The sequence below is a fragment of the Sulfitobacter donghicola DSW-25 = KCTC 12864 = JCM 14565 genome (genome assembly GCF_000622405.1).
Lineage (GTDB): Bacteria > Pseudomonadota > Alphaproteobacteria > Rhodobacterales > Rhodobacteraceae > Sulfitobacter > Sulfitobacter donghicola.
Genome location: NZ_JASF01000005.1, coordinates 962,916 through 980,334, shown reverse-complemented (window position 1 = coordinate 980,334; position 17,419 = coordinate 962,916). Strand labels below are relative to the sequence as shown.

At 56.3% G+C, this 17,419-nt stretch carries 13 protein-coding genes; 1 reads left to right on the top strand and 12 read right to left on the bottom strand.

What is annotated here, in order from left to right; genetic code table 11:
- Positions 1-2: 2 nt before the first annotated feature.
- From Z948_RS0105735 to xdhA, 12 genes are all read right to left on the bottom strand, one after another.
- On the bottom strand, positions 3-794 hold the full coding sequence (locus Z948_RS0105735) for a glycoside hydrolase family 25 protein (RefSeq protein WP_025058614.1): 792 nt from the start codon (positions 792-794) through the stop codon (positions 3-5).
- Complete coding sequence (locus Z948_RS0105730) at positions 791-1,444, bottom strand: DUF938 domain-containing protein (RefSeq protein ID WP_025058613.1); 654 nt, start codon at positions 1,442-1,444, stop codon at positions 791-793. The genes Z948_RS0105735 and Z948_RS0105730 overlap by 4 nt, the downstream gene beginning before the upstream one ends.
- Positions 1,441-2,514, bottom strand: a complete 1,074-nt coding sequence (locus tag Z948_RS0105725) for an NAD(P)/FAD-dependent oxidoreductase (protein ID WP_025058612.1) — start codon at positions 2,512-2,514, stop codon at positions 1,441-1,443. The genes Z948_RS0105730 and Z948_RS0105725 overlap by 4 nt, the downstream gene beginning before the upstream one ends.
- Positions 2,511-3,446 carry an aldo/keto reductase gene (locus tag Z948_RS0105720; protein ID WP_025058611.1) on the bottom strand — a complete coding sequence of 312 codons (936 nt, stop codon included), beginning with the start codon at positions 3,444-3,446 and terminating at the stop codon, positions 2,511-2,513. Before Z948_RS0105720 ends, Z948_RS0105725 begins: the two co-directional genes overlap by 4 nt.
- A 48-nt stretch (positions 3,447-3,494) precedes the next feature.
- Positions 3,495-4,103, bottom strand: coding sequence for a glutathione S-transferase family protein (locus Z948_RS0105715; protein WP_025058610.1), 609 nt, complete (start codon positions 4,101-4,103; stop codon positions 3,495-3,497).
- Between the two features lie 272 nt (positions 4,104-4,375).
- Complete coding sequence (locus tag Z948_RS0105710) at positions 4,376-5,449, bottom strand: BMP family ABC transporter substrate-binding protein (protein WP_025058609.1); 1,074 nt, start codon at positions 5,447-5,449, stop codon at positions 4,376-4,378.
- 44 nt (positions 5,450-5,493) lie between these two features.
- A complete protein-coding gene (locus Z948_RS0105705) occupies positions 5,494-6,414 on the bottom strand; it encodes an ABC transporter permease (RefSeq protein WP_025058608.1) in 921 nt (306 codons plus the stop codon).
- A 43-nt stretch (positions 6,415-6,457) separates the two neighbouring features.
- Entirely contained in the window at positions 6,458-7,543 is a 1,086-nt protein-coding gene (locus tag Z948_RS0105700; protein ID WP_025058607.1) for an ABC transporter permease, read from the bottom strand.
- Between the two features lie 48 nt (positions 7,544-7,591).
- Positions 7,592-9,109: an ABC transporter ATP-binding protein gene (locus Z948_RS0105695; protein WP_025058606.1), complete on the bottom strand. Its 1,518-nt coding sequence runs from the start codon at positions 9,107-9,109 to the stop codon at positions 7,592-7,594.
- A gap of 16 nt (positions 9,110-9,125) precedes the next feature.
- Entirely contained in the window at positions 9,126-9,878 is a 753-nt protein-coding gene (xdhC, locus tag Z948_RS0105690; RefSeq protein ID WP_025058605.1) for a xanthine dehydrogenase accessory protein XdhC, read from the bottom strand.
- Entirely contained in the window at positions 9,871-12,153 is a 2,283-nt protein-coding gene (xdhB, locus tag Z948_RS0105685; RefSeq protein ID WP_025058604.1) for a xanthine dehydrogenase molybdopterin binding subunit, read from the bottom strand. Before xdhB ends, xdhC begins: the two co-directional genes overlap by 8 nt.
- Complete coding sequence (xdhA, locus tag Z948_RS0105680) at positions 12,150-13,541, bottom strand: xanthine dehydrogenase small subunit (RefSeq protein WP_025058603.1); 1,392 nt, start codon at positions 13,539-13,541, stop codon at positions 12,150-12,152. The genes xdhB and xdhA overlap by 4 nt, the downstream gene beginning before the upstream one ends.
- A 263-nt stretch (positions 13,542-13,804) precedes the next feature.
- Between xdhA and dnaE the strand changes: the two genes are divergently transcribed.
- A complete protein-coding gene (dnaE, locus tag Z948_RS0105675; RefSeq protein WP_025058602.1) occupies positions 13,805-17,329 on the top strand; it encodes a DNA polymerase III subunit alpha in 3,525 nt (1,174 codons plus the stop codon).
- Positions 17,330-17,419: the final 90 nt, after the last annotated feature.

Sequence of the window (17,419 nt, the reverse complement as noted above, 5' to 3'; positions counted from 1 at the left end):
GGTTATTGTGCGGCCCGCGCCGCCATCCAAGCATTCCATTCGGCTTTGCTACCTGAGAAGGCGTTCAGGTCTACTTCACCCTGAATACCATCGATCAGACCCGTTGCCGAGTACTGCCAAAACCGCCAGCCCTGACCTGGATAGGCCTCACGGGGAGATTTGGCGGTGGTGCGCAGCCAGTATTCATAACCCCTAAAGCCGGACAGCTTGTTCTCTTTGTAAAAGCGCGGCGTGGTATAGATGATCGGGCGCTGGCCATAGTGGGCCTCGACGATCTTCAACCAACGGCGCATTTCGTCTTGCACAACGCTGGCTTCGGGGCGGCGATGTGCGCAGGTTGGCGAAAACGGGTTCCATTCCATGTCTAGAACCGGAGGCAACATGCCTTTGGTTTTCGGAACGTTACGAATGAACCAACGCGCCTGAACCTCTGGCGCCGTGCAGAAGTAATAAAAATGGTAGGCACCGCGCGCGACCCCAGCATGCCCAGCACCGCGCCAGTGTGATTTGAAACCAGGGTCAAGAAGGTCACCGCCCTCGGTGGCTTTGATAAAGGCGAAATTTACGCCGTTTCGGCGGGCCTGCCCCCAGTTGATGCTTTTTTGAAACCGCGCAGCGTCGATCCCGTGAACCGGATAGCGGGACGGCTTTTGCCCTTTGAAATTGACAGGGTCCGCATCGCGAAAATTCGGGGCAATCGCTTCACCAACAGGGATCGCAGTGCCCTTTCCGCCGCCGCCACAGGCGGCAAGAACAGTGATCAAAAGGGCAGATAGGGTCGTGCGCAGCTTCATGTTGGCTCCCGTTTGGAAATAATGGCCAGATTGTTTGCTGGCATTTCTTGAACAAGGCTAACCTGCAAGCCATTCTGTGTCAGCACCTGTTTAACCCATTGATCATCCTTGTATCCAATATCAGGGTCACTCCCGCGCAGATCGGCATCAAACCGCACATCCCCCTCAGAGGTTAGCAGCCCATTCCGTTTGAACGGCCCATAGATCACAAAGCGGCCTTGGGGGGCTAAGGCCTGTGCGGCCTCACAAAGAACCGTCTGGGCGTCCTTGGCCGAGATCAGGTGCAGCAAGTTTCCAAGGTAAATCAAATCGGCTGGCGGCTGATCCTGCCCCCACCCGTTGATCGAAGCGTCAAGCGCAGTCGCAGGATGCAGATTGGATAGGTTTGCTTCCTCTACGTAGATATTGATGCTGGTCAGGCGATCGGGGGCCGCTTCGGTTGGGTGCCAATCTAGGGTTGGAAAAGCGGTGGCAAAGGCAAGCGCATGCTGTCCGGTTCCCGAGGCGATTTCTAGCGCGCGACCTGTTTCAGGGGCGACTTTTTGCAAGAGGTCGACAATGGCAGTGACATTGCGCAGGGCCGACGGCGCGACCAGTTTACCATCACCAGTATCCGCGGCAACACTGGCCGACGCAGGCAGTTTACTCATGTACGGAACCTTTCAGGGCGAAGCGCGGCAACCGCATCTGCATCCAGCGATGGCTGCCGTCCCGTCACGAGATCCGCAAGCAAAGCAGAAGCCGCTGGTGAGGTTTGAAACCCATAGCCCCCTTGCCCCGCGCACCAGACAAATTCGGGCACTTCGGGATCACGCCCAAGGACAAGGCTGCGATCTGGTGCAAAACTACGCAGCCCTGCCCATGTTGCCAAAGGTTTGGTGACCTCTTCGGTGACCATCTGTTGATAACGATCTAGCCCCTCGGCCAATGTCATATCATCGGCATAGGCATCATGGGGATGGGTTGCAGTTTCTTCTGCTGGCGACACCAGCAATGCACCAGCGTCGGGTTTGGCGTACCAGCTTTCGCCAATGCCAAAGAACATGGGCCATTTGGCGGTGTCATGGCCGCCAGGGGCTGCAAGGCGGGCCATCGACCTGCGATGGGGTATAATCCCGATGGGGGTTACACCCGCAATTCCCGCGATGAGGTCAGCCCAAGCTCCAGCCGCATTCACCAGCGTTTTGGCGCGGTATTCGTCACCCGCAAAAACCAACCACCCCTGCGCATCTTGTTGGATGCGGGTCACAGTGGCCTCGGTGATGATCTCACCTCCGTTCGTGCGAATGGTGCGAATGAAATCCTGCATCAAAAGGTCGGTATCAATGTCAAAGGCTTCGGCGTGATAGCCCGCAAAGGCAACCTTTGCGGGGTCCAATATCGGAACGTGCCCAATTGCCTCATCGGGTGTTATTGCACAAACGCCCATGTGATCGGCATCTGCCTGAAAAGCGGCTTCGTCATGGGCCTCGGCGATGATCATCAAGCCGCGTTGCGAGAGGTATCCGCCGTCCTTAAAATGCCCCATGCTGGCGCGATTGAGAGCCTGAACCGAAGGCGCGCCATAGTTCTCTTCGATCAACGCGGCTGAACGCCCCGAGGCGTGATAGCCAGTTGCGGTTTCCATCTCTAACACAGTCACTTTTGCATCAGCAGACAGGCGTGCGGCTGCGGAAAGACCAGCAATGCCGCCGCCTATGATCAGGATATCATCGTTCATTGTTCTTCTGCCCGGTCAGTGGCGGAGGCTGGGGGTGGGACCAGTCCCGCGATTTCGGAATAGAGGTCTGGCGACATCGTGTACTGCATCGCAGCCAGTGACGGTGCCAGTTGCGCGGGAGAGCGTGCCGAAACGATCGGGGTCGGGTTGGTTTCATGGCTTGCAGCCCATGCAACGGCCAATGTCGCAGGGTGCACCCCTTCACGGGCGGCGATCTCACTCAGCTTTGCGGCGGCCTCATGCATATAGCCGAAACGGTACCGCGCTGCGTAACGGTCATCTTCGGTTAAACGACCAACACCGCCTTTGGCGTATTTGCCCGTCAACATGCCGCCCCCTAAGGGGGAGTAGGGCGCGCAGAGCATTCCCATTTCTTTGGCCATCGGCAAAATCTCGACTTCGGCCTGCCGTTTGACGGCGCTATACATCGGCTGAATGAGCGAGATTTCCAGATCAAACTTTGCGGCGATAAAGCACGCTTTGACCGCCTGCCAAGCCGCGAAATTGGAAATGCCGACCGCGCGAATAACCCCTTCGGATTTCAGCTTTGCCAGCTCTTCAAAGCTTTTGTGCATATCGGTGTCTGGATCAAAACGATGCAGGTACAAGGCATCGATAACGTCGATACCCATCCGTTTGCGAGAGGTTTCAGCAGAAGCGCGAATATTTGCAGCACCAGCACCGCCTGTATAGGCGGCTTTGGTCGCGATGATCAGCCCCTCGCGGTGGGGTTTTATCAGTTGTCCCAAAAAAGTTTCTGACGCGCCATCTGTATAAAGATGCGCGGTGTCAAAATGGGTTATCCCTGCCTCTAGTGAGGCCTCGAACATGGCTTGAGACGCAGCAAAATCCGCACGCCCCCCAAATTGCATTGTCCCAAAGGCAAGGCGGCTGGCGGGTGTGCCATCAAGGCTGGTCAGGTTCTGTCTCATCCGCTTTTGGTGCCACCGATAGAAACGCTTGGCAATGGGCTAGGGGGGTTACACGCCGCCTTTCTCAACAGCGCGAATATAGGCGGGACGTTTTTCAATCGCGTCCACAAATGCAGCCAGCTTGGGGTAGGTTTCTTGCAAGCCCAAGCGCATGGCAATTTGCGCAGGAAAGCTGAGCATGATGTCCGCAGCTGACAATTCATCCAGAACAAAGTGGCCCGATGGGCGCAGCATGTGTTCCATATAGTTGAAGTGGTTGGTCAACTCAGCCTGAATGCGCGGTTGCAGTGGCGCACCTGCGTCTCCCAACTTGCCGACGTAGAGGTTCAACAGGATCGGGGTCATCACCGAACCTTCGGCGAAATGCATCGCCTCTAGGTGGCGGGAATGGGCAGTGGTGCCCGCAGCTGGGATCATCTGTGGGGCAAAGCGATGGCACAGCAGCTCTGTAATTGCGGCGCTTTCGCTGACGATGTCACCTTCGATTTCGATCACGGGTGACTTGCCTAGCGGGTGCACTTTCATCAAAGATGCCGGTGCCAAACTGGTTTCGGGATCCCTTTCATGCAGCACAACTTTGTAAGGTGCGCCTATCTCTTCCAAGAGCCATAAAATCCTAAGCGAGCGGGACCTGTTGAGGTGATGTAATGTGATCATCCAAATAGACTAGGGTGTTTTGATGGGCCTGCAAAGCGCTCCTCAGCGCCTATGACGCAGCGGGACATTTTCCCGTGGTCTACATTTACAGGAGAGGTTTACCGAACGGTTAGAGCAATCTTCCCAATTTTCTTTTTCGGAGAGGGGCCGTGGAACGCATGGCAATTTTGATGCTGTGTCAGCTGAAACGATATCAGCTGACAATCTTTGGCGGATCAAACGAAAAAGGCCCCGCCAATGGCGGAGCCTTCAACTTTATCAGGTATAGCCGCTTATTGCGGAATGTCGCCCTCAATACCTTCAACATAGAAGTTCATGCCAGCCAATGTACCATCGTCGGCTGTTTCACCTTCGGCGAGGAACGGCGTGCCGTCCTGCTTGTTCAAGGGGCCGGTGAAGGCGTGGTAGGAACCGTCTGCCAAAGAGGCTTTCAGTGCCAGAGCTTCCTCTTTTACATCCGTAGGAACCGCGTCAGAGATTTCGCCGATGCCAACCATGCCAGCGCCGATACCATCCCAAGTGTCAGTGGAGGTCCATGTGCCGTCCATGACTGCTTTGGTGCGTGCGATGTAGTAAGGCGCCCAGTCATCAATGATGGAGGAAACGCGTGGGAACGGGCCGTATTGCGCCATGTCAGAAGCCTGACCAAAAGTCACAACATTGCCAGCTTCCTGCGCAGCGGCCTGTGGTGCAGTGGAGTCAGTGTGCTGAAGAACAACGTCAGCGCCTTGCTCGATCAGAACCTTGGCTGCATCTGCTTCTTTAGCTGGATCAAACCATGTGTAGGCCCAAACGATTTTGAACTGAACGTCTGGGTTCACTTTGCGCGCATGGATGAACGCCGAGTTGATGCCGCGGATAACTTCAGGGATCGGGTAAGAGCCGATATAGCCAATGATGTTGGATTTGGTCATCTTGCCCGCGATGTGGCCCTGAATCGCGCGACCTTCATAGAAACGCGCAGAGTAGGTGGAAACGTTATCGGCACGTTTGTAGCCTGTTGCGTGTTCGAATTTCACATTCGGGAATTTCGCCGCAACGCTGATCGTCGGGTCCATGTAGCCAAACGAGGTGGTAAAGATCAGGTCCGCACCATCCAGCGCCATCTGCGTCATAACACGCTCAGAGTCAGGGCCCTCGGCAACGCTTTCAACAAATACGGTTTCAACTTTTTCGCCGAATTCTTCTTCAACAGCCAAACGGCCCTTGTTGTGCTCGTAAGTCCAGCCGCCATCACCAACGGGGCCAACAAACACAAAACCGACTTTGGTTTTGTCTTCGGCATAGGCGCTTGTTGCAAGGCCCATAACCAGCGCAGCGCTGGTCAGCAGTTTGGTAAGTTTCATTTTATAGTCTCCCCAGTTTTTTATCCGCAGAATGCGGTTTTACCTCAGGACGAGGCGTGGAATATCCGCCCAAGAGATCCTGGTGCCGCGCTTTTTGAACGCGACAGAAATACCAGAACCACGATGGTGATAACATAGGGCGACATTGCCAGATATTCGACAGGAATGGCAACGCCTGCACCTTGTAGATTCAGCTGCAATTGGACCAAACCGCCAAAAAGATATGCACCCAGCAGCACGCGAAACGGCTTCCAGCTGGCAAATACCACCAGCGCGAGTGCAATCCAGCCAACGCCAGCAGTCATGCCTTCGGTCCATTGTGGGACGCGGATCAGGCTGATGTAGGCACCGCCAACTCCCGCGCAAGCGCCTCCAAACATGATGGCCATGGTGCGAATGCGGACAACCTTATATCCCAGTGCGTGGGCCGCATCATGGTTTTCACCCACCGCGCGCAAAACCAAACCGATACGCGAGAATTTCAAAACCGCCCAAACAGCAACAACCAAAGCAAGGCCCAAGTAAACGATGGTGTCATGGCTAAGGGCAATCGGCCCAATAACAGGGATTTCAGCCAATGGGCCAAAGTTCACATCAGCAAGGCGCGGCGGTTTAACCCCAACATAGCTTTGCCCCAGCAGCGCAGAGAACCCGAGCCCGAATAGCGTGAGCGCAAGGCCAGAAGCCACCTGATTGGCGAGCATAACTTGGGTCAAAAATGCGAATAGCAAACTCAACACAGCGCCGCCAACAGCCGCGGCTGCAAAACCCAACAAAGGGGAGCCAGTCTCGACGGCTGTGGCAAAACCACAGATCGCCCCCATGATCATCATGCCCTCAACGCCAAGGTTCAGCACACCAGTCTTTTCGACCACGAGTTCACCAATGGCCGCGAAAATCAGCGGGGTCGCAGCGACAAAGAAGCCCGCGATAAAGAGGATCGGATTGATAGCTGAAAGATCCATCACAGACCTCCGTTCTGACGGGCTGGCATCGGTTGCGAACGGGTCATGCTGACACCTCGCTGTTGCCAATGCGCAAGCGGAAGTTGGTGAACAGGTCAAACGCCAAAAGGAAGAACAACAGCATCCCTTGGAAAACCTGAATGGCGGCGGCAGGTAGGCCGAGTTTGGATTGTGCAATGTCCCCGCCGATATAGGTCAACGCCATCAACGCACCAGCCAGCAAAATACCAACGGGATGCAAACGCCCCAAGAAGGCCACGATGATAGCTGTGAAGCCATAGCCGACATTGAAATCAATGGTGACCTGACCCGCAGGCCCTGACACTTCGAAAACCCCCGCAAGCCCAGCGAGCAGGCCAGACATGCCGAGGCAAAACAAAACCAGCCGCGTTGGGTTCACCCCAGAAAACGCCGCCGCGCGCGGCGCATCGCCTGTGACCCGAATGGCAAACCCCAATCGGTGGCGGGAAAGGAGGACATAGGCGAAAATGACGGCGATAAAGGCCACAACCACGCCCCAATGCATACCCGACCCTGCAATCAGATCGGCATTATGCGCACTGCTATATTGTTGAAGGTTCCGCGACCCTGGAAAGCCGAACCCCTCGGGGTTTTTAAGCAGTCCCAAAGACATAGAGGCAAGGAATTGCTCTGCGACATAGACAAGCATGAGCGAAACAAGGATTTCATTTGTCCCGAATTTCACCTTGAGGATCGCGGGTATCATCGCCCAAATCCATCCGCCAAACGCACCCGCCAACACCATCAGCGGAAAGATAAACACGCTCTCGAGCGGGTAAAACGCAAGGCCAACACCCGCGCCAAATAGCGCACCCATGATGTATTGCCCTTCGGCGCCGATGTTCCAAATCCCAGCCTTGAACCCAAGGCTAAGACCGATCGCGATGAGAACCAAAGGTGCCCCCTTAATCAAAAGCTGGGGGCGGTAGAAGAACGCGAATTCACCAAAAACGGGCTCCCAAAAGATCGTTTTGATCGCCTCGATGGGGTCTTTGCCAAGGAGCGAAAAGAGCAGCCCACCAAAGAGCATCGTTGCTAAAACCGCCAGCACGGGTGCCGCCAGCGAAAAGGCTTTGCTAGGTTCGGGGCGTTTGACCAAGGCAATCATGCGTGCTCTCCCAATTTCACTCTAGAGCGTGCAGAGGCATTCAAGAAATCAACCATGGGCAACCTCCATCCCATGCGCGCCGCCCATCAACAGGCCAATCTCTTCGACGGTGATCCCCTGCGCGGGGCGAGGTTCGGATAGCCGCCCTTCGTTCAACGCGGCAAAGCGGTCGGAAATCTCCATCAGCTCGTCCAAATCCTGACTGATCACAATCAAGGCCGCGCCGTTTTGCGCAAGGTCCAATAAGGCTTGGCGGATCGACGCAGCAGCAGAGGCATCCACCCCCCAAGTCGGCTGGTTCACAACCAAAACTTCAGGGCGCTGCAGCACCTCGCGACCGATGACAAATTTCTGCAAGTTCCCGCCAGAAAGCGACCGCGCTGCTGATCTGGCGCTGGGTGTGCGGACATCGAATTTCGATATGATGCTTTCTGCAAAACGCGTGGCGGCTTGCCAATCCAAAAAGCCGCCTTTGTCGAGGTTTTCGCGCACTGCCCCTGTTAACATCGCGTTTTCGATCAGCGACATATCTGGTGCCGCCGCATGCCCCATGCGTTCTTCGGGCGCGGCTAAAATCCCGCGTTTTCGCCGCGCAGTTGGCCCCATCGCGCCAATGTCTTCGCCTTTGAAATCCAGCATGCCACGCCCCACGGGCCGCTCACCCGAAAGAGCGGCCAGCAGCTCGTCCTGCCCATTTCCGGCAACACCGCCGATGCCCAAAATCTCGCCCGCGCGAAGCTCTAGCGAAATATCCTTCAGAGCCATGCCAAAGGCATTGGGGGCCGGAGCGCTGAGGCGGGATAGTTTCAACATAACGTCTCCCGCGCTTTGGCTTGCGCGTGTCGGGGTTTGCAGCAGCTTGCCCACCATCATCTCGGCCATGTCTCGTGCGGTGGTTTCGCGTGGTGCGCAATGGCCCACAACCTGACCCAAACGCAGGATCGTAGCATTGTCACAGAGGGTGCGGATTTCTTCGAGTTTGTGAGAGATATAGAGAATTGCCGTTCCTTCAGCGCTGAGCTTGCGCAGGGTTTGGAACAGAACGTCGACCTCCTGAGGGGTCAATACCGATGTCGGTTCATCCATGATCAACAGTTTGGGGTCTTGAAGGAGGCAGCGAATGATCTCGACGCGCTGGCGTTCCCCTGCGGACAGGTCACCGACGATGCGATCAGGCGCAAGCGGGAGGCCATAGGCCTCGGAGACTTCGGTGATCCGTGCAGACAGCGCGTTTAGCTTTGGCGCGTTCTCCATGCCAAGGGCGATGTTTTCGGCCACGCTTAGGGCGTCGAACAGCGAGAAATGTTGAAAAACCATCCCGACACCTGCCGCACGGGCTTGTCGCGGTTCAGAGGGGGCAAAAGGGGCCCCATTCATCTGCATCTGGCCGCTGTCGGGTTTCACCAACCCATAGATCATCTTTACAAGCGTGGATTTCCCCGCGCCGTTTTCCCCCAGCAACGCGTGCACCTCACCCGGGGCGATGCTTAGCGATACGTCTTCGTTCGCGATCACACCAGGATAGGCTTTGGTCAGAGACGAAAGGGATAACAGCGGTTGGGTCATGTGATAAAACCTTGCGTTATTTGCTGGCCATTAACGATTGCACCGTGCCTTGTGCAATGGCGTGGGGGGCTTTGCCAAGAGATTTATCCCCAATGGGGCAGGTGATCGGGCTGGGATCAAGGCCCATTTCGCGCAGGCGCTTGGAAAACCGTGCCCATTTGGTCTCTGATCCGATCAGCCCAATGCTGGCGGCCCCGCGTTTTAGCAAAGCGGCGCACAGGCCAAGGTCTATCTCGTGTGAATAGGTAAAGATGAGGTGATGGGCGTAGGTTGGCGCGCGCGCCGCGAGGCGCGGCATGTCAGCGGCTGGGGTGATGGTGACGTGTTTGTAATTGCGTTTGGGAAAACGATCTGCGGTGCTGTCCACCCATGTGATGTTAAATGCCTGCGGATGGGACTGGGCAATTACCTCGCGCCCTACATGGCCTGCACCCCAAACCCAAAGAAATTTGGGATGGGAAGGGTTTGGTTTCAGTTGGTGGACGTGGAACTGATCCAACGCGACGAACCCTTTTGGGGCGTAGGAGTAATTTAGTGTAACAACGCCCCCGCAGCATTGGCCTAAACTTGGGCCTAGTGGGATCGTCTCGGTTTGTTCGGGCGCGTTAGCATCTAGGATTTTACGCGCAGTGGCGATGGCACGGTATTCCAACGCGCCGCCGCCAATGGTTCCATTTGTGTCTGTCGCCGTGATCTTCATCACGGTCCCCGCATCACGAGGGGCAGAGCCGCGGACCTTGGTGATTTCAATCCAGATCGCCTCAGCCATCGCGCGCCCGTTCCACAGCTGCCAGAACCGCCTCTGCCGTTGCTGGGGTTTGCAGGTCTGGGTAGGCGGGGCCACAGTTGGCAATTGCATCCGCAAGGGCGGACCATGCGGATATGCCCAACATAAACGGAGGCTCGCCTACGGCTTTAGAACGGTAGATCGTGCGCGCGGGGTTTGGTTGATCCCAAAGGGCGACGTTAAAGATATCTGGCCGATCCGAGCAGGCAGGTATTTTATAGGTCGAGGGAGCATGGGTTTTCAGGGCCCCGCGATCATCCCAAACCAGCTCTTCGGTTGTAAGCCACCCCGCCCCTTGAACATAACCGCCCTCAACCTGCCCGATATCCAATGCGGGGTTAAGGGATTGCCCCGCGTCATGCAGGATATCGGCGCGCAAAATGCGGTTCTCGCCTGTAAGTGTATTGATCACGACCTCGGTGATCGCGGCGCCATATGCAAAGTAGAAAAACGGTTGGCCTTCCCCTTTGATCCGATCCCATTGGATATCAGGGGTTTTATAAAAACCCGTAGCAGACAGGCTGATACGCGATTGATAACAACGCTGCGCAGCCTCGGCAAAGCCGAGCGTCTGGTTGCCTATACTGACGTGGCCATTTTTAAAGGAAATACTGTCGAGCGGGCATCCGGCGCTTTCGCTTAGGTGCTGCGCCATTCGGTTGCGTATGGTTGTGCAGGCATCCAGAACGGCCATCCCGTTTAGATCGGTGCCCGAACTGGCGGCGGTCGCAGAGGTGTTGGGAACTTTCGCCGTATCGGTTGCCGTGATCTTGACCAGCTCTATCGGGACGCCAAATTCTGATGCCGCAATTTGGGCGAGTTTTTGAAATAGGCCTTGGCCCATCTCGGTGCCGCCGTGGTTTAGATGAATCGAGCCGTCTTGATAGACATGCACCAATGCCCCCGCCTGATTGAGATGTGTGAGGGTAAAGGAAATGCCAAATTTGACGGGGGTAAGCGCGATGCCACGTTTTAGAACGGGCTGCTGGGCGTTCCAGCTCTGTATCTCGGCGCGGCGTTCGGCATAGGTGGCATCTGTGCTTAGCCGATTGGTCAGGCTGTTGATGATGCAATCTTTTACGGGCTGCCGATAAGGCGTGGTTTGTTCGGTATCGTCGTCTTGGTAGTAATTTTTGCGCCGCACGGCCAGCGGGTCGAGATCCAGATGGCTGGCGATGTGGTCCATCACCCGTTCGATCCCGACAACCCCCTGAGGGCCGCCAAACCCGCGAAAGGCAGTTGCGCTTTGTGTGTTGGTCCTTAAGCGATGCGAAGTAATCCGGATGTCTGGAAGGTGATAGGCATTATCAGCATGCAGCATCGCACGGTCCGCGACAGGCAGGCTAAGATCCATCGCCCAGCCACAGCGCGCATAGTGGGTAAACGCGATCCCCGTGACCCGACCGTCGCCGTCAAAACCGACATCGTATTCTATTCGGAAATCATGGCGCTTGCCGGTGATGGTCATGTCATCGTCGCGGTCGTATCGCATCTTGCAAGGTTTGCCAGTGGCACGGGCCGCGATTGCGCAGGACACGGCCAAAGCGTTCCCCTGACTTTCCTTGCCCCCAAATCCACCACCCATGCGGCGTGTTTCAACGCGGACGGCATGCATGGGCAGGCCAATGGCCTCGGCGACTTTGTGCTGAATTTCGGTAGGGTGCTGGGTCGAGCTTTGCACGAACATCTCGCCATCTTCACCGGGCAGGGCAAAGGCCGCTTGGCCTTCCAGATAGAAATGCTCCTGCCCACCAACTTCTAGCTGCCCCGACAACCGGTTTGTCGCCTTAGCGAGCGCAGCTGCTGCATCCCCATTGGAATAGATGCGCGGCCCTTCCTCAAATCGGCTGTCGGCTGCGAGGGCCTCGTCGATGCTTAGGATCGGTGTTTTGATATCATAGTCGATTTGCCCCTGCTGCGCAGCAAAACGGGCGGCGCGGTGGCTGGTTGCAATGACTAGGAATATCGGCTGGCCGATATAGTGAACCTCACCCATGGCCAATAGAGGCTCGTCGTGATTGGAGGGGGAGACATCATTTTCAAAGGGCAGATCATCTGCGGTTAATACGGCGATGACGCCAGCGCAGTTTTTGACAGCGCTCAGATCCATTGCGGCTATTTCACCATACGCCTGCGTACTGACGCCAAAAGCCAGATGTAATGTGCCATTTGGCGTCGGTGCATCATCTATATACCGCGCGGCACCCGTAACATGCAGGCGCGCCGCATCATGGGGCAGAGACTTCGAAGCGCTCATAGCGAAACCCCCTGCACATCGGTTTGAGCGCCTGTGATGTCGAAAAAGGCCCGCCGCAACAGATTTTGCGCCGCTTGCATACGGTAGCTGGCTGATGCGCGCATGTCTGTGAGGGGGGTGTAATCCTCGGCCATGGCTTCGGCGGCTTCTGTAATGGATTGCAGTGTGACGGTCTTTCCAGACAGTTTGGCCTCGGCCCGAAGCGCACGGGACGGGGTGCCAGCCATGCCGCCAAACGCCATCCGTACGCTACCGAATGTTTTGCCGTCGTTGGGTAGGTTGAAACAGCCACAAACAGCTGAAATATCCTGATCAAAGCGTTTGGATAACTTGTAACAGAACAGGCTATCCGCTTGCTTGGGGATTGTGATCGCCTCGACGAATTCGCCCTGCTGGCGGTCCTGTTTGCCATAAGAGATAAAGAAATCCTCTATTGGTATTTGCCGCCGCTCTGCACCGCGCCTCAAATGTAGTGAGGCCCCCAAAGCGATCATAGCAGGGCTTGCGTCCCCAATGGGGGAGCCGTTTGCGATATTGCCCCCAATCGTTGCTGCCGCGCGCACCTGTTTTGAACCATAGCGTCGCAGCATGGCGCCGAGGCTGGGGAAATCACTAGCAAGGGTGGTTTCAACTTGGGCAATGGTCGTCATGGCACCAATGCGCCACCCCTGCGAAGTTTTTTCGATGCCGCGCAGGTCTTGGCACCCTGATAAAAAGATAACAGGCCCTAATTCGCGGAACTGTTTAGTGACCCATAAACCCACGTCCGTAGCACCCGCGATCAGCGTCGCATCGGGGGTTGAGGTGTAAATCTCGGCCAGTTCATCAGAAGAGTGGGGTTGGTGGAAAGAAGGCGGCGTGGAAGATGCCGTGTCTTGCAGACTGGGCGCCGTGAACCCCGCAGCCCGAGGCAAATGGGGCGGGATATCCGCACCTTCGGCAGCTTTTGCCGCACGTATAATCGGGGCATAGCCGGTGCAGCGGCACAGGTTGCCAGCCAAAGCGGTATCATGATCGGTTTCGCCGTTTACGTGCGATGTTGCCATGCTCATCACAAAGCCGGGGGTGCAGAAACCGCATTGGCTGCCGTGGTGGTCGATCATCGCGGTTTGCACCGGATGCAGTTGCCCATCTGGCGCGGCCAACCCCTCTACGGTGGTGACATGTTTGCCGGAAAGTTGCGGAAGAAAAAGGATGCAAGCATTGAGGGCGCGCGCGCCATCGGCATCGGTGACCATCACTGTGCAGGCCCCACAATCCCCTTCATTGCAGCCTTCTTTGGTGCCTTTCAGGTTTTGGTGTTCGCGCAGCCAGTCCAATAGGGTCATCGTCGGGGAAGGGTTCGTCAAAGTGACAGGCGACCCATTGAGCGAAAACGAAACGTGCATGGGAAGAACTCTGCCGCGGTACCAAATTCTAAGCGAGATGCGTTCGATGCGGCGTAGAACACAAGCCTGACACAGGCTACGGCGCGGAGCAGGGATTTGGCAAGCATTTTGGCCAAGTAAGGGTGCGCTATTGAAATTCCAGCGCCCTAACTGCCTGTAATTGCGTCACTGTTCTTTCGCTAGGGTTAGCGGATTTAGGGGATGGCTGGCGTGGCCCTCATTTCCCTATAGAGGCTCTTCGAGATTGCGATTACACTCATGCCATGAGCAATTCCCCTCGATTCATTCACCTGCGTACCCACACCGAGTATTCCCTTTTGGAAGGGGCGTTGCGGCTGAAAAAGCTGCCCGCGATGTGCGCGCAGGCCGAGATGCCCGCGCTTGCGCTGACGGATACAAACAACATGTTTGCGGCGTTGGAGTTTTCGGTGGCTATGTCGGGGGCTGGTATCCAGCCGATCATCGGGTGTCAGGTGGATCTGGAGTTTGTAAAACCCCAACCGGGTGAGCGTGCGCGCCCACCAGCGCCGTTAGTCCTGCTTGCCCAGACCGAGCGGGGGTATGAGCATCTGATGAAGCTGAACTCGTGCCTATATCTCGATAATGGTGGCGCGATCCCTCAGGTGACGTTGGACGAACTGGCCGCCAACAGCGAGGATGTGATTTGTCTTACGGGCGGGCCGAACGGGCCTGTGGGGATGCTGCTGCAAAATGGCCAGCGCCCCGCCGCCGAAGAATTGATGAAATCGCTGCACAGCTATTTCGGTGACCGCCTTTATGTCGAGCTGCAACGCCACCCCACAGAAAACGGCGCACCTGAGGTCGAGCGCACAACTGAACGGGGATTGATCGAGATGGCCTATGCCATGGAAATCCCGCTGGTTGCGACGAATGATGTCTATTTTCCAGCCTCGTCAATGTATGAAGCCCACGATGCGTTGATCTGCATTTCTGAGGGCGCCTATGTGGACCAACAGGATGGCCGCCGCCGCCTGTCGCCCCAGCATTATTTCAAATCACAGGCCGAAATGGTCACGCTATTCGCTGACCTGCCGGAAGCGATTGAAAACACAGTCGAGATCGCCAAGCGCTGCGCCTTTCAATCCTATCGCCGCGATCCGATCCTTCCCAAGTTTGCTGATGACGAGGTCGCCGAGCTGCGCCGTCAGGCCCAAGAGGGGCTAAAGGCACGGTTGGCGATCATTCCTCATGCTGCCGAAGTTTCGGTGTACGAAGAGCGGCTTGAGTTTGAGCTGGGCATCATTGAGGGCATGGGATTTCCCGGCTATTTTCTGATCGTTGCGGATTTCATTAAATGGGCCAAGGATCAGGGCATTCCTGTTGGGCCAGGGCGTGGTTCTGGTGCGGGTAGTTTGGTGGCCTATGCGTTGCTGATTACCGATCTTGATCCGCTGCGCTATTCGCTGTTGTTCGAACGCTTTTTGAACCCCGAACGGGTTTCCATGCCCGATTTCGATATCGACTTTTGCATGGATCGCCGCGAAGAGGTGATCCGCTATGTTCAGGAGAAATATGGCCGCGACAAGGTGGGGCAGATCATCACCTTTGGTGCGCTTTTGTCCAAAGCGGCCGTGCGCGACATCGGGCGCGTTTTGCAGATGCCTTACGGTCAGGTAGATCGCCTAAGCAAGATGATCCCCGTGGAGGGCGTGAAACCTGTCAGCATCGAAAAAGCATTGGCGGATGAGCCGCGCTTGCGCGAAGAGGCGAGGTCCGAAGAGGTTGTTGCGCGGCTGTTGGAGTATGGCCAGCAGGTGGAAGGCTTGCTGCGCAACGCTTCGACACACGCGGCGGGTGTGGTGATTGGTGATCGTCCGTTAGACGCGCTAGTGCCGCTTTATCAGGATCCTCGATCTGATATGCCTGCCACCCAGTTCAACATGAAATGGGTCGAACAAGCAGGGTTGGTCAAGTTCGACTTTTTGGGGCTTAAAACCCTGACCGTGATCCAAAACGCGGTGGACCAGATCAAAGCGTCGGGTCGGCATTTGCATATCTCCGCAGACGGAACCGAGCTATTTGAACCGCCAGAGGGGCTGCTAGACGATATCGCGACCATCCCGCTGGATGATGAGGCGTCCTACAAGCTGTATGCAGCGGCCAAAACGGTTGCGGTTTTTCAGGTGGAAAGCTCGGGGATGATGGATGCGCTGAAGCGCATGAAGCCCAACTGTATCGAGGATATTGTTGCCCTTGTGGCGCTGTACCGTCCGGGTCCGATGGAGAATATTCCGACCTATTGCGAGGTGAAAAACGGTCAGAAAGAACGGGAATCCGTCCACCCGTCTATTGACCATATCCTAGAGGAAACTCAGGGCATTATTGTTTACCAAGAACAGGTTATGCAGATTGCTCAGGTGATGGCGGGTTATTCGCTGGGCGGGGCTGACCTGTTGCGCCGCGCCATGGGTAAAAAGATCGCCGAAGAAATGGCGAAGGAACGTCCGAAGTTCGAAAAAGGCGCCATGGAAAATGGCGTCGATAAAAAGAAGGCCTCGGAAGTTTTCGACCTTTTGGAGAAATTCGCCAACTACGGCTTTAACAAATCCCACGCGGCCGCTTATGCGGTGGTGAGCTATCAGACGGCATGGCTCAAGGCGAACCACCCTGTTGAATTTATGGCGGGCGTGATGAACTGCGATATTCACCTGACCGACAAACTGGCCGTGTATTTCGAAGAGGTCCGCAAGCGGCTTGAGCTTCCGTGGGTGCCGCCCTGCGTGAACCGCTCGGATGCGACGTTTAAGGTTGTGGATGGGGCTCTGGTTTATGCGCTGGGCGCGCTTAAGAACGTTGGTGTAGAGGCGATGAAGCTGATCACCGAGGGCAGGGACGGTAAACCCTTTGCTACACTCTATGATTTGGCGCGGCGTGTTGACCTGAAGCGTGTCGGTAAACGTCCGCTGGAGATGCTGGCACGATCAGGCGCATTTGATGTGCTGGATTCCAATCGCCGCCGCGTGTTTGGCGCGCTGGATGGGCTGGTCGCCTATTCTGCGGCTATTCACGAACAGAAGGCGTCTAATCAGGTTTCCCTTTTCGGTGAAGCAGGGGATGATCTGCCCGAACCGCGCATGTCACCCGTAGATGATTGGGAAGCACCAGAGCGGCTGACCGAAGAGTTCAAGGCGGTTGGCTTTTACCTGTCTGGTCACCCGTTGGATGATTACATGGGGCCGCTCAAACGCAAATGGGGTAACGACCGTGGGGTGCCTTTCCTGACGCTGGATGAGTTGACGGATAAGGTGGCGGATCGCGGCGCAATGAATGCGCGGCTGGCGGGCGTTGTCGCAGGGCGGCAAGAGCGTAAATCAGCGCGCGGCAACAGGTTTGCCTTTGCGCAGATGTCTGATCCGGCTGGCGCGTATGAGGTCACGCTGTTTTCGGATACGTTGGAAGCGTGCCGCGATCATCTGGAAACGGGATCAAAGGTTGTTGTCACGGTTGAGGCGACTATGGAAAGCGACCAGCTAAAGCTATTGGGGCGCAGCGTTGCGCCGATTGAAATGGCTGTGGCGGATGTCGGCGGGATGGGCCTGCGCATCTTTATCGAAAGCCCGAATGCCGTTGCCTCGGTTGCCGAAGTGCTGGCAGGGGCGAAACAGGCCGCTAGGACAGGCGGAAAAGGACCGGTTCACTTGTGTCTGATGGATCCGGCCCTGCCGGGTGAGGTGGAAGTGGATTTGGGGGCTGAATTCCCCGTGACCCCCAAAATAAAAGGTGCGATCCGTTCTCTGAGTGGTGTTTTGGAGGTCGAGGAAATCTAGACCACAACCCATGGTTGGTGTGTTGATCCCGCACCTCTAGACTTGCTGGACGGCCCTGCGTAGCTTCGTTAAGCAGTGCCGCAATCCTTG

Coding starts and splice junctions, on each gene's coding strand:
- Z948_RS0105735 (WP_025058614.1), bottom strand. CDS start 794: ATGAAGCTGCGCACGACCCTATCTGCCCTTTTGATCACTGTTCTTGCC.
- Z948_RS0105730 (WP_025058613.1), bottom strand. CDS start 1,444: ATGAGTAAACTGCCTGCGTCGGCCAGTGTTGCCGCGGATACTGGTGAT.
- Z948_RS0105725 (WP_025058612.1), bottom strand. CDS start 2,514: ATGAACGATGATATCCTGATCATAGGCGGCGGCATTGCTGGTCTTTCC.
- Z948_RS0105720 (WP_025058611.1), bottom strand. CDS start 3,446: ATGAGACAGAACCTGACCAGCCTTGATGGCACACCCGCCAGCCGCCTT.
- Z948_RS0105715 (WP_025058610.1), bottom strand. CDS start 4,103: ATGATCACATTACATCACCTCAACAGGTCCCGCTCGCTTAGGATTTTA.
- Z948_RS0105710 (WP_025058609.1), bottom strand. CDS start 5,449: ATGAAACTTACCAAACTGCTGACCAGCGCTGCGCTGGTTATGGGCCTT.
- Z948_RS0105705 (WP_025058608.1), bottom strand. CDS start 6,414: ATGGATCTTTCAGCTATCAATCCGATCCTCTTTATCGCGGGCTTCTTT.
- Z948_RS0105700 (WP_025058607.1), bottom strand. CDS start 7,543: ATGATTGCCTTGGTCAAACGCCCCGAACCTAGCAAAGCCTTTTCGCTG.
- Z948_RS0105695 (WP_025058606.1), bottom strand. CDS start 9,109: ATGACCCAACCGCTGTTATCCCTTTCGTCTCTGACCAAAGCCTATCCT.
- xdhC (WP_025058605.1), bottom strand. CDS start 9,878: ATGGCTGAGGCGATCTGGATTGAAATCACCAAGGTCCGCGGCTCTGCC.
- xdhB (WP_025058604.1), bottom strand. CDS start 12,153: ATGAGCGCTTCGAAGTCTCTGCCCCATGATGCGGCGCGCCTGCATGTT.
- xdhA (WP_025058603.1), bottom strand. CDS start 13,541: ATGCACGTTTCGTTTTCGCTCAATGGGTCGCCTGTCACTTTGACGAAC.
- dnaE (WP_025058602.1), top strand. CDS start 13,805: ATGAGCAATTCCCCTCGATTCATTCACCTGCGTACCCACACCGAGTAT.